Origin of the sequence: Enterobacter cloacae complex sp. ESBL7, assembly GCF_041679625.1 — a bacterium.
GTDB lineage: Bacteria > Pseudomonadota > Gammaproteobacteria > Enterobacterales > Enterobacteriaceae > Enterobacter > Enterobacter asburiae_B.
The window spans coordinates 165,410-179,341 of record NZ_JBGORN010000006.1 but is presented as its reverse complement, the minus strand read 5'-3'; the positions used below and the strand labels follow the sequence as shown (position 1 = coordinate 179,341).

Here is a 13,932-nt window from a genome sequence, read left to right as displayed (position 1 = left end):
CAAAAAAATGGAGTATGCCGATCCAGAACTGGCGGCTGGCAATGAGTCGTTTTATTATCGAGTTCGGTGACCGCCTGAGCGATCACCTTTAACACAGTGGCAGTTACACAGAATTACTGACAGGCTCCGAATTGTAGCTGGAATGCTGCGAAACGAACCGGGAGCACTGTTTTTACAGTGCTCCCTTTTTTTATTTCTGCCTTCCGCAATGCTATGCTGCGCGCCGTTCACTTTTTCAGTTGAGGTTACTATGACGCAACACGATAGCGTTCGTGCTCAGTTGCACGCCATCGAAGCCCTTTTGCGCCAACATCAGCTGTGGCAGGAGACCGCGCCGCAGCCAGAAGCGTTCGCGAGCACTCAGCCCTTCTGCCTGGATACGCTGGCCCCGTTTGAATGGCTGCAGTGGGTGTTAATTCCGCGTATGCACGCCCTGCTTGAGGGCGGTCACCCGCTTCCGCAGGCGTTTGCGGTCTCTCCCTACTATGAAATGGCGATCGAGGCGACGCACCCTGCGCGCGACGTGATGCTGGTCGAACTGGAAAAACTGGATGCCCTGTTTGCCGGTGAAGATGCATGACGCTTGAGATCCTCTATCAGGACGAGTGGCTGGTGGCGGTGAATAAACCGTCAGGCTGGCTGGTACACCGCAGCTGGCTCGATCGCGATGAGAAAGTGGTGGTGATGCAGACCGTTCGCGACCAGATTGGTCAGCATGTTTTTACCGCCCATCGCCTCGACAGGCCGACCTCCGGCGTGCTGCTGATGGGGCTTTCCAGCGAGGCGGGGCGTCTGCTGTCACAGCAGTTTGAACAGCATCAGATGCAAAAGCGCTACCACGCGATCGTGCGCGGCTGGCTGACGGAAGCCGCCACGCTGGACTATCCGCTGGTGGAGGAGCTGGACAAAATCGCCGATAAATTTTCCCGCGATGACAAAGGTCCGCAGCCCGCAGTAACGGATTATCGCGGCATGGCGACGACCGAAATGCCGGTTGCAACCAGCAAATTTCCGACCACACGCTACAGCCTGGTTGAGCTTCTGCCTAAAACCGGGCGTAAGCACCAGCTGCGACGCCATCTTGCGCACCTGCGCCACCCGATTATTGGCGACAGCAAACACGGTGATTTGCGCCAGAACCGCAGTGCGGCCGAACACTTTGGCTGCCATCGTCTGATGCTGCACGCCAGCGAGCTGAGCCTGACGCACCCGTTTACCGGCGAGCCGCTGACTATCCGTGCTGGGCTGGACGACGTCTGGATGCAGGCGCTGTCACAGTTTGGCTGGCTGGGACAACTCCCCGAAAATGAAAGGGTTGAGTTTGTATCGGGCAACGTTCAGGATGAACGGTAAACGCATTCATTATGGGAAAATATCATGGCTGAAGTAGGCATTTTTGTCGGCACAATGTACGGCAACTCGCTGCTGGTAGCGGAAGAGGCTGAGGCAATACTCGCCAGCCAGGGCCATAAAGCCACGGTCTATGAAGACCCGGAACTGGCAGACTGGGAAAAGTATAAAGATAAATACATTCTGGTGGTGACCTCCACCACCGGGCAGGGCGATCTGCCGGACAGCATCGTGCCGCTGTTTCAGGGCATTAAAGACCAGCTTGGCTATCAGCCAGACGTGCACTACGGCATCATTGCCCTGGGCGACAGCTCTTACGCCAACTTCTGCGGCGGCGGCAAGCAGTTCGATGCGCTCCTGCAGGAGCAGAGCGCTCAGCGCGTCGGCGAGATGCTGCTGATTGATGCCGGGGAGCATCCTGAACCCGAAAGCGAATCGAACCCATGGGTCGAGCACTGGGCAACTCTCCTTAAATAGTTATCCAGGCCGGGTAAGGCGTAGCCGCCACCCGGCGATACCCCCCGCGCCAAACGCCAATTCCGTGAACCACCTTCCACTCCCCTGGGCTTATGCCATAAACAACCTCTCATACGCCTTTTAATACTGTGTTTCTGCACGGTGAGGTGATGAGGCACTCCTTCATATACTTTTCCGGTCACTATAAAACGGCGTCAGGCCGTACCAAAACGACAAAACACCAATCTCATTCTGATTACCCTACCGGTGCTGTACAGAATGAACCAGGCGAAAGCTATGTTTCAGGAGTGCAACAATGAGTACATTAAGCCACGCAGCGAGCAGCGCTGAAAAGCGCACCAATGCCCGCTACTGGATAGTGGTGATGCTGTTTATCGTCACATCCTTTAACTATGGTGACCGCGCCACGCTGTCGATTGCCGGTTCGGAAATGGCAAAAGATATCGGCCTTGATCCGGTGGGCATGGGTTACGTTTTCTCCGCATTCTCATGGGCCTACGTCATCGGACAAATTCCTGGCGGCTGGCTGCTGGACCGTTTTGGATCTAAACGCGTCTATTTCTGGTCCATCTTTATCTGGTCAATGTTTACCCTGTTGCAGGGGTTCGTCGATATCTTCAGCGGCTTCGGCATTATCGTGGCGCTCTTCACGCTGCGTTTCCTGGTAGGCTTAGCGGAAGCACCTTCCTTCCCGGGGAACAGCCGCATTGTCGCTGCCTGGTTCCCGGCGCAGGAGAGGGGAACGGCGGTGGCGATTTTCAACTCCGCACAGTACTTCGCAACGGTGATCTTCGCGCCAATCATGGGCTGGCTGACGCATGAGGTGGGCTGGTCGCACGTCTTCTTCTTCATGGGCGGGCTTGGGATCGTCATCAGCTTTGTCTGGCTGAAAGTGATCCACGAACCCAACCAGCATCCTGGCGTGAACAAAAAAGAGCTGGAGTACATCGCGGAAGGCGGCGCGCTGATCAATATGGATCAGAAATCCGCAAAAGCAAAAGTCCCGTTCAGCCAGAAATGGGCGCAGATCAAGCAGCTCGTCGGCTCGCGCATGATGATCGGTATCTATCTGGGCCAGTACTGTATTAACGCCTTAACCTACTTCTTCATCACCTGGTTCCCGGTATACCTGGTGCAGGCACGCGGCATGTCGATTCTGAAAGCGGGATTTGTCGCGTCGGTCCCGGCAATCTGCGGCTTCGTCGGCGGCGTGCTCGGCGGAGTGATTTCCGACTGGCTGATGCGCCGTACCGGCTCGCTGAACATCGCGCGTAAAACCCCGATTGTGCTCGGCATGCTGCTCTCCATGACCATGGTGTTCTGTAACTACGTCAACGCCGAATGGATGATTATCGGCTTTATGGCGATGGCCTTCTTCGGCAAAGGCATTGGCGCGCTGGGCTGGGCGGTGATGGCGGATACGGCGCCGAAAGAGATCAGCGGTCTGAGCGGCGGCCTGTTCAATATGTTCGGCAATATCTCCGGGATTGTTACGCCGATCGCTATCGGCTACATCGTCGGCACCACCGGCTCTTTCAACGGTGCGCTAATCTACGTGGGTGTGCATGCGCTGGTGGCGGTGCTGAGTTACCTGGTGCTGGTGGGGGATATCAAGCGCGTCGAACTTAAACCTGTTGCGGAGCGTGGATGATGACAACGCAATCGAGCCCAATCGTTACGGAGATGAAGGTTATTCCGGTGGCCGGGCAGGACAGCATGCTGCTCAATATCGGCGGGGCACATAACGCCTGGTTTACCCGTAATATCGTCGTGCTGAAAGACAGCGCAGGGAATACCGGCGTGGGCGAAGCCCCGGGCGGAGAGGTGATCTACCAGACGCTGGTCGATGCCGTTCCGCAGGTGGTGGGCCAGGAGGTCGCCCGTCTGAACAAGGTGGTTCAGCGGGTGCATAAGGGCAATCAGTCGGCAGACTTTGATACGTTCGGTAAAGGTGCCTGGACGTTTGAACTGCGCGTCAACGCGGTCGCCGCGCTAGAGGCCGCCCTGCTTGATTTACTGGGTAAGGCGCTCAATGTTCCGGTTTGCGAGCTGCTGGGACCCGGCAAACAGCGTGATGCGGTCACCGTGCTGGGCTATCTGTTCTACGTTGGCGATCGCAATAAGACCGATCTCCCCTATCTGGCTCGATCCACGGGCGATCACGACTGGTATCGCCTGCGCCACCAGGAAGCGCTCTCCAGCGACGCGGTAGTGCGTCTGGCCGAGGCGGCGCAGGATCGCTACGGCTTTAAGGATTTCAAACTGAAGGGCGGCGTGCTGCCCGGCGAGCAGGAGATTGATACGGCCCGGGCGCTGAAAAAACGCTTTGCGGATGCGCGGATCACCGTCGATCCCAACGGCGCCTGGCTGCTGGATGAAGCGATTCGCCTGTGCAAAGGGCTGGGGGATGTCCTGACCTATGCGGAAGATCCCTGCGGTGCGGAGCAGGGCTTCTCGGGCCGTGAAGTCATGGCCGAGTTCCGTCGCGCCACCGGGCTGCCTGTCGCGACCAATATGATCGCCACCAACTGGCGTGAAATGGGTCATGCGGTGATGCTGAACGCCGTCGACATTCCGCTGGCGGACCCTCACTTCTGGACGCTTTCAGGTGCAGTGCGCGTGGCGCAGCTGTGCGATGACTGGGGGCTGACCTGGGGCTGTCACTCGAACAACCACTTTGATATTTCGCTGGCGATGTTTACCCACGTTGGCGCGGCGGCGCCGGGTAACCCGACCGCCATCGATACCCACTGGATTTGGCAGGAAGGGGAAGCCCGCCTGACGAAAAATCCGCTGGAAATCATCAACGGCAAGATTGCCGTACCGGATGCGCCGGGGCTGGGCGTGGAGATTGACTGGGATCAGATCCATAAAGCCCATGAGGCGTATAAAAAGCTACCGGGCGGCGCGCGTAACGACGCGGGCCCGATGCAGTACCTGATCCCCGGCTGGACATTTGACCGTAAGCGCCCTGTTTTTGGACGTCACTGATAAAAGGATTACACGATGAGTACTTTTACGACCCCTGTCGTCACTTCCATGCAAATCATTCCGGTTGCGGGCCATGACAGCATGCTGATGAACCTGAGCGGCGCGCATGCGCCATTCTTTACCCGCAATATTGTCATTATCAAAGACAATTCCGGGCATACGGGCGTGGGCGAAATTCCGGGCGGGGAGAAGATCCGCCAGACGCTGGAAGATGCCATTCCGCTGGTGGTAGGCAAAACGCTGGGTGAGTATAAAAATGTCCTCAACACCGTGCGCAATACCTTTGCCGATCGCGATGCCGGAGGGCGTGGCCTGCAGACCTTCGACCTGCGCACCACCATTCACGTGGTGACCGGGATTGAATCCGCGATGCTGGATCTGCTGGGTCAGCATCTGGGCGTTAACGTTGCGTCGCTGTTGGGCGAGGGGCAGCAGCGCAGCGAAGTGGAAATGCTGGGCTATCTGTTCTTTGTCGGCGACCGCAGGCTGACGCCATTGCCTTATCAGAGCCAGCCGGGTGAACAATGCGACTGGTACCGACTTCGCCACGACGAGGCGATGACCCCGGATTCGGTGGTGCGCCTGGCGGAAGCCGCGTACGAAAAATATGGCTTTAATGATTTCAAACTGAAGGGCGGCGTGCTTGCCGGTGAGGAAGAGGCGGAAGCCGTCACCGCGCTGGCAAAACGTTTCCCGCAGGCGCGCGTGACGCTGGATCCGAACGGCGCGTGGTCGCTTGATGAAGCGATCAAAATAGGCAAACTGCTGAAAGGCGTGCTGGCGTATGCGGAAGATCCGTGTGGGGCTGAACAGGGCTTCTCGGGCCGTGAAGTTATGGCGGAGTTCCGTCGCGCCACGGGGCTGCCGACCGCGACCAATATGATTGCCACCGACTGGCGTCAGATGGGACACACCCTGTCATTGCAGTCCGTCGATATTCCGCTGGCGGACCCGCACTTCTGGACGATGCAGGGGTCGGTGCGCGTGGCGCAAATGTGCCACGAGTTTGGCCTGACCTGGGGCTCGCACTCTAACAACCACTTCGACGTGTCGCTGGCGATGTTCACGCACGTTGCCGCCGCCGCGCCGGGCACGATTACCGCTATCGACACGCACTGGATCTGGCAGGAGGGTAATCAGCGTCTGACTAAGCAGCCGTTTGAGATCAAAGGTGGCATGGTGCAGGTGCCTTCCACGCCGGGGCTGGGGGTTGAGCTGGATATGGACCAGGTCATGAAAGCCCATGAGCTGTATCAAAAACACGGTCTGGGCGCCCGTGACGACGCCATGGCGATGCAGTATCTGATCCCCGACTGGACATTCGACAATAAACGCCCGTGCATGGTACGATAAACGCATTGGGACCGCTCCCACGAGCGGTCTTTTACGTGGTGTATGCTTAACGTAACGACTATGCGTAAGGATGGCTTATGAAAATTGTTATCGCACCGGACTCGTATAAGGAAAGTTTGAGTGCGCTTGAGGTTGCGACAGCGATAGAACGTGGTTTTCGCGAGATCTTTCCCGAGGCGGTTTACGTCAAACTGCCGGTCGCGGACGGTGGCGAAGGGACGGTTGAGGCGATGATCGCGGCAACACAGGGACGCATTGTGCATGTTCCGGTGACCGGCCCGCTGGGTGAGCGCGTGGAAGGGTTTTATGGCTTATCCGGTGACGAGCAGAGCGCCTTTATTGAAATGGCGGCGGCAAGCGGCCTGGAGCTGGTCGTTCCTTCGCAGCGTAATCCCCTGAAAACCACCTCCTGGGGCACGGGCGAACTTATTCGTCACGCGCTGGATGCGGGCGTTAAGCATATCATCATCGGCATTGGCGGCAGCGCCACCAATGACGGCGGAGCAGGGATGGTGCAGGCGTTGGGGGCAAAGCTGCTGGACGCCAGCGAACAGCCTCTTGGACAGGGCGGGGGTGAGCTGGGAAAACTCGCGCGTATCGACCTGAGCGGGCTGGACAGACGTCTGGCGGAGTGCCGGATAGAGGTCGCCTGTGATGTGACGAATCCGCTCACCGGTAAGGATGGCGCGTCAGCCGTATTTGGCCCGCAAAAGGGGGCCACACCCGAGATGATCGTCACCCTGGACAACGCGCTGGCGCAGTATGCGAGAGTCATTGCCCGGGATCTGGATATCGACGTGCTAAACCTTGCTGGCGGCGGCGCGGCGGGTGGCATGGGGGCCGCGCTGTACGCCTTTTGCGGCGCACAGTTGCGCCAGGGCATTGAGATCGTGACCGATGCGCTCCACCTGGCCGACCAGGTGGCCGATGCGGATCTGGTGATCACGGGAGAAGGCCGCATCGACAGCCAGACGATCCACGGCAAAGTCCCGGTGGGCGTGGCGAAAGTGGCGAAACGCTTTAACAAACCCGTCATCGGCATTGCAGGCAGCCTGACGGCGGACGTTGGCGTGGTACACGATCACGGCATTGATGCGGTGTTTAGCGTGATCTACACCATCTGCTCGCTGGAAGATGCGCTGGAAAATGCCAGCGAGAACGTCAGGATGACCGCCAGGAATATCGCGGCGGTGCTGAAAGTGGGACAGGGAATGTAGTTATCCCTCTCCCTGAGGGAGAGGGGCAGGGTGAGGGCATCAGGCCGCACCCGCAATCATAGGCCCGGTAAGCGTAGCGCCACCGGGCTTTTATCTCAGCTTCCCAGCAACTTCGTCGCTTCGCGCGTTACGTTATCCATCTCATCCAGCAGCTCCAGAAACTCCGGTTCAAGCTCCGATTCCGGCGTGCCGGCACGCAGCTGCTGCTCCAGCAGCTGGCAGAGGTTTTTCAGCCGCGGCACGCCGCTGTACCCGCAGCTGCCGTGCAGCTTGTGGATCGCTTCCAGCAGATCTTCCGGGTTTTCACCCACCAGCTGCTCTTCCACCTTATTGCGAATTTCCGGCAGAAACGCGACCAGCATTTGCAGCATTTCGCGGGCTAAATCGGGTTTACCAGCCGCCTGGCGCAGCGCGAGCTGCCAGTCAAAGGTGGCGTTCTGGTTAACGCTGATTTCAACCGGCTCGCTGGAAACCGTGTACCTCCCGCCAATGTGACCCGGCTTATAGCGTAACAGCAGGTTATGAAGTTTCTCTTCATCGATGGGCTTCGCCAGATAGTCATTCATTCCGGCGCTCAGCAGCTTCTCTTTCTGACCGGCCATCGCGTGCGCGGTGACCGCAATGACCGGGGTTTGCTGCTGGTGCGGCAGCTGGTGGATCAGCTCGCAGGCCCGAATGCCATCCATGCCCGGCATCTGAATATCCATCAGGATTAAATCGAACTGCATCTGCTTCGCCTGTTCAACCGCCTGCGCGCCGCTGGTGCAGAGCTCAACGTGCTGAACCTGGTCTTCAAGCAATGCGCCAATCAGCTTCAGGTTGGCCTGATTATCATCCACCGCCATCACGCTCATCGGCAATTTTTGCTCGTCGTTAATCAGCGGGAGAGCATGCTGGCTAAGACGGCAATACTCTGTGAGCGCGGGCAGGAGGCGGGTCGAGGTGAGCGGCTTCAGCAGACAAGCGGCGGCTCCGTCGTTTTTCAACTCCTCCGCATTAATCTGGGCGTGGCAGGGTAGCGCCAGCAGCAGATAGTCGGTCATTGACGCGGCTTTCGCCAGCCGCTCCTGCTGCATGGTCAGTTCGCCGGTGAAGGTGACCGGGATCCCCATCAGCAGAATATCGTAGTGCTCAACGGCAAGCGCTGAGAAGGTTGGGCTGTAGACCACCTCCAGCGGCGTGGTGCTTAAAATATCGAGCGCACACTGCGCTGCCGCCGCGTTAGGTTCGACGTAGGCCAGGCGCTTGCCTTTCAGGCAGTCCGTCACCGGGCCATCGGTCAAAACGTTCGGGTTGAGGTCCAGATTAATGTGGAACCAGAAGGTTGAACCGCGATTCGGCTGGCTGTGGAAAGAGATATCGCCGCCCATCTCGTTCACCAGGCGCTGCGTGATCACCAGCCCCAGGCCGGTACCGCCATGACGGCGGGAGATACTGGCGTCCGCCTGACGGAACGCCTGGAACAGACGCGACTGATCCCGCTCAGGAATACCGATGCCGGTATCGCGGATCTGGACTTCAATCTGCACCTTATTGCTGCTGATGGAGCGTTTTTCTACCAGAATGTCGATGTTACCGCTTTCGGTGAATTTAATCGCATTCCCGACAAGGTTGGTAATGACCTGCTGCAGGCGCAGCGGATCGCCAATGACGTTATCCGGCACGTCGTTTTTAATATTAAGCGTCAGCTCAAGGCCCTTGTCGTGCGACGAGTGCGCGAGCAGCGTCACCACCTCATCGAGCGTACTGCGCAGCGGGAACGGAATGCTTTCCAGGATCAGCTTGCCCGCTTCCAGCTTGGAGAAATCCAGCACGTCGTTGATGATCGCCAGCAGGTTGTTAGCCGAACGTTCAATGGTGTGCAGGTGATCGCGCTGAGTCGGGTTGAGCTCGCTTTTCAGCGTCAGGCGGGTAAAGCCGATCACGCCATTGAGCGGCGTACGCAGCTCGTGCGACATATTGGCAAGGAATTCCGACTTAATACGTGCCGCTTCCTGAGCGCGCTTTTTCGCCAGATCCAGCTCAACGTTCTGGATCTCCATCTGCTCCAGCGTTTCGCGCAGGTCGGAGGTGGCCTGGTCAACGTTGTGCTGCATCTCTTCGTGATATGCCGCCAGCGACATGGCCATTGAGTTGATGCCGTTCTTCAGCATGTCCAGCTCGCCCAGCATAAACCCTTCCACCCGGCTGTCGAGCTGCCCCCGGCGGATGCGGTCAACCGTATTAACCATGTTGCGGATGGGGCCCGTCACGTCGCGCATCAGGCGCCAGCCGAAGATCAGCGCAATGCCAATGCAGAACAGCATCATCACGCCCGAGATGAAAATTTCTTTGTACTGCTGTAGCCGGACCGACTTGAGATCCAGCTCCAGCGCCACGTATCCCAGCATATTGTTGCTGGATTTGGCGTCGGATTGCGCTGACTCATCGGGTGAATAGCTTTCCGACACGATCGGCGTGCGCAGGATCATGATATCGCCGCGCCGCAAGACGGTGAGGTGGCGCGGGAACGGCGTACCGTCCGGGATCTTCAGGGCCGCCGGATCGAGATGAAAATTCGAGGTGACAAACAGGCGGTTATGTTCGTCGTAAACGGAAATGGCGCGTACGATGTCCGAGTGACGGCGGTGGAGCACGCTGATTAACTGGCCAATGGATTCGCGGTTTTGCAGGTTCATGCCGTACTCGCTGGAAACGGCAAGCGGTTCGATAATGCTGGCGCCTGCATCTTCAAGCTGTCGCTGCAAATCGTTATAGCGGTGCACCACAAAGAAGATACTCAGCAGCAAACCGATGAGAACGGTGGGGGCGAGGATCAAAATCATCATGCGCGCGCGCAGGCTGTAGTTGGTCATGGCGTTCCGTTATGGGACAATTAAGATAATTATGTTTATGTGAGAAAAATCTCGGCGATGGCGCAATTCTACTCTGCAAAGCGACGCGTGACGACGCGTCAAATCATTACTGTTGAAGCCACGGACCTCGATCCGTTTGGTCAGGGAGTGGCACGTCACAACGGTAAGGCTCTGTTTATAACAGGTTTACTGCCGACAGAACGAGCAGAAATTACGCTGACGGAAGATAAACGCCAGTTCGCGCGCGGACAGGTTAAGCGTCGCCTCAACGATAGCCCGGAGCGCGTGAAGCCGCGATGCCCACATTTTGGCGTTTGCGGGGGCTGCCAGCAACAGCATGCGAGCACAGAATTACAGCAAAAAAGCAAAAGCCGCGCGCTGGCGCGTCAGCTTAAACATGACGTTAACGAAATTCTCGCCGATGCGCCCTGGGGCTATCGGCGACGCGCGCGCCTGAGCCTCAGCTATCAGCCAAAAACGGCGCGGCTGGAGATGGGGTTTCGCAAGGCCGGTTCCAGTGACATCGTCGATGTGCAGCAGTGCCCCATTTTGGCGCCCCATCTTGAGGCATTGCTTCCGGAGGTGCGCACCTGTCTCTCCGGGCTGGACGGCGTTCGCCACCTCGGGCATGTCGAACTGGTCATGGCCAACAATGGACCGCTGATGGTGCTGCGCCATACCGCGCCGCTGTCGAAAAAAGATCGCGAAAAACTGGAACGCTTTTCGCATTCCCACGACCTGGCGCTTTTCCTTGCACCACAAAGCGAGATACTTGAGCAGGTTACCGGTGAGGCGCCCTGGTATGCGTCAAACGGGCTACGCTTAACGTTCAGCCCGCGGGATTTCATTCAGGTGAATGACGGCGTTAACCAACTGATGGTTGAGAAAGCGCTGACGTGGCTGGATGTTCAGAAAAGCGATCGGGTGCTCGATCTGTTCTGCGGAATGGGCAACTTCACGCTGCCGCTGGCGCGAAAAGCGGCCAGCGTCGTCGGCGTGGAAGGCGTTGAGGCGCTGGTGGCTAAAGGGCAGGAGAACGCGCAGCAGAACGGCTTGCAAAATGTGACATTCTTTCATCAAAATCTTGAGGAAGATGTCACCCAACAGCCGTGGGCAAAACAGGGCTTTGATAAAATTTTGCTCGACCCGGCGCGTGCCGGTGCCCCGGGTGTGATGGCACATATTATTAAACTCGCGCCGAAGCGTGTGGTCTATGTTTCCTGTAACCCGGCAACGCTTGCCCGGGACAGTGAGGCATTAATCAGCGCGGGTTACCAGATTCAGCGTCTGGCAATGCTGGACATGTTCCCGCACACTGGACATCTGGAATCGATGGTGTTGTTCGAGCACATCTAATTTGTTTGGCTTGTCGACTTCGACAGGCCCAGGTCCCTAAAGGAGAGGACAATGGTTGCGGTAAGAAGTGCACATCTCAATAAAGCTGGGGAATTTGACCCACAAAAATGGATCGCAAGTCTGGGAATTTCCAGCCAGCAGTCGTGTGAACGCTTAACCGAAACCTGGGCCTATTGTCTGCGCACCACGCAGGGGCATCCCGACGCCGATCTTCTCCTGTGGCGCGGCGTGGAGATGGTGGAAATCTTATCCATGCTGAACATGGATATTGAAACGCTGCAGGCCGCGCTTCTCTTCCCCCTAGCGGATGCGGACGTGGTCAGCGAAGACGTGCTGCGCGACAGCGTCGGGAAATCCGTCGTCGAGCTGATCCACGGCGTGCGCGATATGGCGGCCATTCGCCAGCTCAAAGCCGCGCACACCGATTCCGTCTCCTCTGAGCAGGTCGATAACGTACGCCGGATGCTGCTGGCCATGGTGGATGACTTCCGCTGCGTGGTTATCAAGCTTGCCGAGCGGATTGCCCACCTGCGTGAGGTGAAGGATGCGCCGGAAGACGAGCGCGTACTGGCGGCCAAAGAGTGTACAAATATCTACGCGCCGCTGGCGAACCGCTTAGGGATTGGTCAGCTGAAATGGGAGCTGGAAGATTACTGCTTCCGCTATCTGCACCCGGCGGAATATAAACGTATTGCCAAACTCCTGCACGAGCGCCGTATCGACCGCGAGCATTATATCGAGGAATTTGTCGGCGGCCTGCGCCAGGCGATGAAAGAAGAGAACGTGCGCGCCGAAGTCTACGGCCGGCCTAAGCATATCTACAGCATCTGGCGCAAAATGCAGAAGAAGCACCTCGCCTTTGACGAGCTGTTTGACGTGCGCGCCGTGCGTATCGTGGCGGAGCGTCTGCAGGACTGCTACGCCGCGCTGGGGATAGTACACACTCACTTCCGTCATCTGCCCGATGAGTTCGATGACTATGTCGCCAACCCCAAACCGAACGGCTATCAGTCTATCCATACCGTTGTGCTTGGCCCTGGCGGCAAAACGGTCGAGATTCAGATCCGCACCAAACAGATGCACGAGGACGCCGAGCTGGGCGTGGCCGCGCACTGGAAATACAAAGAAGGCACGTCCGGCGGAGCGCGTTCTGGCCACGAAGACCGCATTGCCTGGCTGCGCAAGCTGATTGCGTGGCAGGAAGAGATGGCCGACTCCGGCGAGATGCTCGACGAAGTGCGCAGCCAGGTCTTTGACGATCGGGTGTACGTCTTTACCCCAAAAGGGGACGTTGTCGACCTGCCTGCGGGCTCTACGCCGCTCGATTTTGCCTACCACATCCACAGCGATGTGGGGCACCGCTGCATCGGGGCGAAAATTGGCGGACGTATCGTACCGTTCACCTATCAACTGCAGATGGGGGACCAGATTGAAATCATTACCCAGAAGCAGCCCAACCCGAGCCGTGACTGGCTTAACCCGAACCTGGGCTACGTCACCACCAGCCGCGGGCGCTCGAAAATTCACGCCTGGTTCCGTAAACAGGATCGTGACAAGAACATTCTTGCCGGTCGCCAGATCCTCGACGACGAGCTGGAGCATATCGGGATAAGCCTGAAAGAGGCGGAGAAATTCCTGCTGCCGCGCTACAACTTCAACGAGCTTGACGAGCTGCTAGCGGCCATTGGCGGCGGTGATATCCGTCTGAATCAGATGGTGAACTTCCTGCAGGCGCAGTTCAATAAGCCAAGCGCGGCAGAGCAGGACGCGGCGGCGCTGAAGCAGCTGCAGCAGAAAACCTACGCCCCGCAGCAGCGCAGCAAAGACAACGGCCGCGTGGTGGTTGAAGGCGTAGGTAACCTGATGCACCACATTGCCCGCTGCTGCCAGCCTATTCCGGGCGACGATATCGTCGGCTTTATCACCCAGGGGCGTGGGATTTCCATTCACCGTTCCGACTGTGACCAGCTTGCCGAGCTGCAGTCGCATGCGCCGGAGCGCATCGTGGAAGCGGTCTGGGGTGAGAGCTATTCTGCCGGCTACTCGCTGGTGGTGCGCGTCACTGCCAACGACCGCAGCGGCCTGCTGCGCGACATCACGACCATTCTCGCCAACGAGAAGGTCAACGTGCTGGGGGTCGCCAGCCGCAGCGATACCCGCGAGCAGCTTGCCACCATCGATATGACCATCGAAATCTACAACCTGCAGGTGCTGGGCCGCGTGCTCGGTAAACTGAACCAGGTGCCGGATGTGATTGACGCGCGTCGTCTGCACGGCGGTTAAACACACTCTCCTGTAGGCCGGGTAAGGCTTTGCCGCCACCCGGCTTGTTT

General features: G+C 58.1%; 10 protein-coding genes. 9 read left to right on the top strand and 1 reads right to left on the bottom strand.

Features of this window, described 5'->3' with window-relative positions; translation table 11 throughout:
- Positions 1-250 precede the first annotated feature (250 nt).
- From ACERY3_RS19075 to ACERY3_RS19045, 7 genes are all read left to right on the top strand, one after another.
- Positions 251-580, top strand: a complete 330-nt coding sequence (locus tag ACERY3_RS19075; protein ID WP_045888076.1) for a YqcC family protein — start codon at positions 251-253, stop codon at positions 578-580.
- Positions 577-1,353 carry a tRNA pseudouridine(65) synthase TruC gene (gene truC / locus ACERY3_RS19070; protein ID WP_047060001.1) on the top strand — a complete coding sequence of 259 codons (777 nt, stop codon included), beginning with the start codon at positions 577-579 and terminating at the stop codon, positions 1,351-1,353. Before ACERY3_RS19075 ends, truC begins: the two co-directional genes overlap by 4 nt.
- 24 nt (positions 1,354-1,377) lie before the next feature.
- On the top strand, positions 1,378-1,827 hold the full coding sequence (locus ACERY3_RS19065) for a flavodoxin (protein WP_029741558.1): 450 nt from the start codon (positions 1,378-1,380) through the stop codon (positions 1,825-1,827).
- A 295-nt stretch (positions 1,828-2,122) separates the two neighbouring features.
- Positions 2,123-3,478 (top strand): galactarate/glucarate/glycerate transporter GudP, encoded by a 1,356-nt coding sequence (gene gudP / locus ACERY3_RS19060; protein WP_023309021.1) that lies wholly within the window; start codon positions 2,123-2,125, stop codon positions 3,476-3,478.
- The gene (locus ACERY3_RS19055; protein ID WP_373226254.1) at positions 3,478-4,818 is read left to right on the top strand and encodes an enolase C-terminal domain-like protein; all 1,341 of its coding nucleotides are present in this window, start codon (positions 3,478-3,480) and stop codon (positions 4,816-4,818) included. The genes gudP and ACERY3_RS19055 overlap by 1 nt, the downstream gene beginning before the upstream one ends.
- A gap of 15 nt (positions 4,819-4,833) precedes the next feature.
- The gene (gene gudD, locus ACERY3_RS19050; protein WP_214586718.1) at positions 4,834-6,171 is read left to right on the top strand and encodes a glucarate dehydratase; all 1,338 of its coding nucleotides are present in this window, start codon (positions 4,834-4,836) and stop codon (positions 6,169-6,171) included.
- A gap of 77 nt (positions 6,172-6,248) precedes the next feature.
- Positions 6,249-7,388 (top strand): glycerate kinase, encoded by a 1,140-nt coding sequence (locus ACERY3_RS19045; protein ID WP_373226251.1) that lies wholly within the window; start codon positions 6,249-6,251, stop codon positions 7,386-7,388.
- Between the two features lie 95 nt (positions 7,389-7,483).
- Here ACERY3_RS19045 and barA read toward each other — a convergent pair whose 3' ends face one another.
- Positions 7,484-10,243, bottom strand: a complete 2,760-nt coding sequence (gene barA, locus ACERY3_RS19040) for a two-component sensor histidine kinase BarA (RefSeq protein ID WP_373226250.1) — start codon at positions 10,241-10,243, stop codon at positions 7,484-7,486.
- A gap of 57 nt (positions 10,244-10,300) precedes the next feature.
- On the opposite strand from barA, the gene rlmD reads away from it, so the two are divergent.
- The gene (rlmD, locus tag ACERY3_RS19035; RefSeq protein ID WP_373226249.1) at positions 10,301-11,599 is read left to right on the top strand and encodes a 23S rRNA (uracil(1939)-C(5))-methyltransferase RlmD; all 1,299 of its coding nucleotides are present in this window, start codon (positions 10,301-10,303) and stop codon (positions 11,597-11,599) included.
- A gap of 51 nt (positions 11,600-11,650) precedes the next feature.
- On the top strand, positions 11,651-13,882 hold the full coding sequence (relA, locus tag ACERY3_RS19030) for a GTP diphosphokinase (RefSeq protein ID WP_029741552.1): 2,232 nt from the start codon (positions 11,651-11,653) through the stop codon (positions 13,880-13,882).
- Positions 13,883-13,932 lie beyond the last annotated feature (50 nt).

Excerpts from the sequence above, each read along its gene's own strand:
- truC (WP_047060001.1), top strand. The coding sequence starts at position 577 with ATGACGCTTGAGATCCTCTATCAGGACGAGTGGCTGGTGGCGGTGAAT.
- ACERY3_RS19075 (WP_045888076.1), top strand. The coding sequence starts at position 251 with ATGACGCAACACGATAGCGTTCGTGCTCAGTTGCACGCCATCGAAGCC.
- gudP (WP_023309021.1), top strand. The coding sequence starts at position 2,123 with ATGAGTACATTAAGCCACGCAGCGAGCAGCGCTGAAAAGCGCACCAAT.
- relA (WP_029741552.1), top strand. The coding sequence starts at position 11,651 with ATGGTTGCGGTAAGAAGTGCACATCTCAATAAAGCTGGGGAATTTGAC.
- gudD (WP_214586718.1), top strand. The coding sequence starts at position 4,834 with ATGAGTACTTTTACGACCCCTGTCGTCACTTCCATGCAAATCATTCCG.
- barA (WP_373226250.1), bottom strand. The coding sequence starts at position 10,243 with ATGACCAACTACAGCCTGCGCGCGCGCATGATGATTTTGATCCTCGCC.
- ACERY3_RS19065 (WP_029741558.1), top strand. The coding sequence starts at position 1,378 with ATGGCTGAAGTAGGCATTTTTGTCGGCACAATGTACGGCAACTCGCTG.
- rlmD (WP_373226249.1), top strand. The coding sequence starts at position 10,301 with ATGGCGCAATTCTACTCTGCAAAGCGACGCGTGACGACGCGTCAAATC.
- ACERY3_RS19045 (WP_373226251.1), top strand. The coding sequence starts at position 6,249 with ATGAAAATTGTTATCGCACCGGACTCGTATAAGGAAAGTTTGAGTGCG.
- ACERY3_RS19055 (WP_373226254.1), top strand. The coding sequence starts at position 3,478 with ATGACAACGCAATCGAGCCCAATCGTTACGGAGATGAAGGTTATTCCG.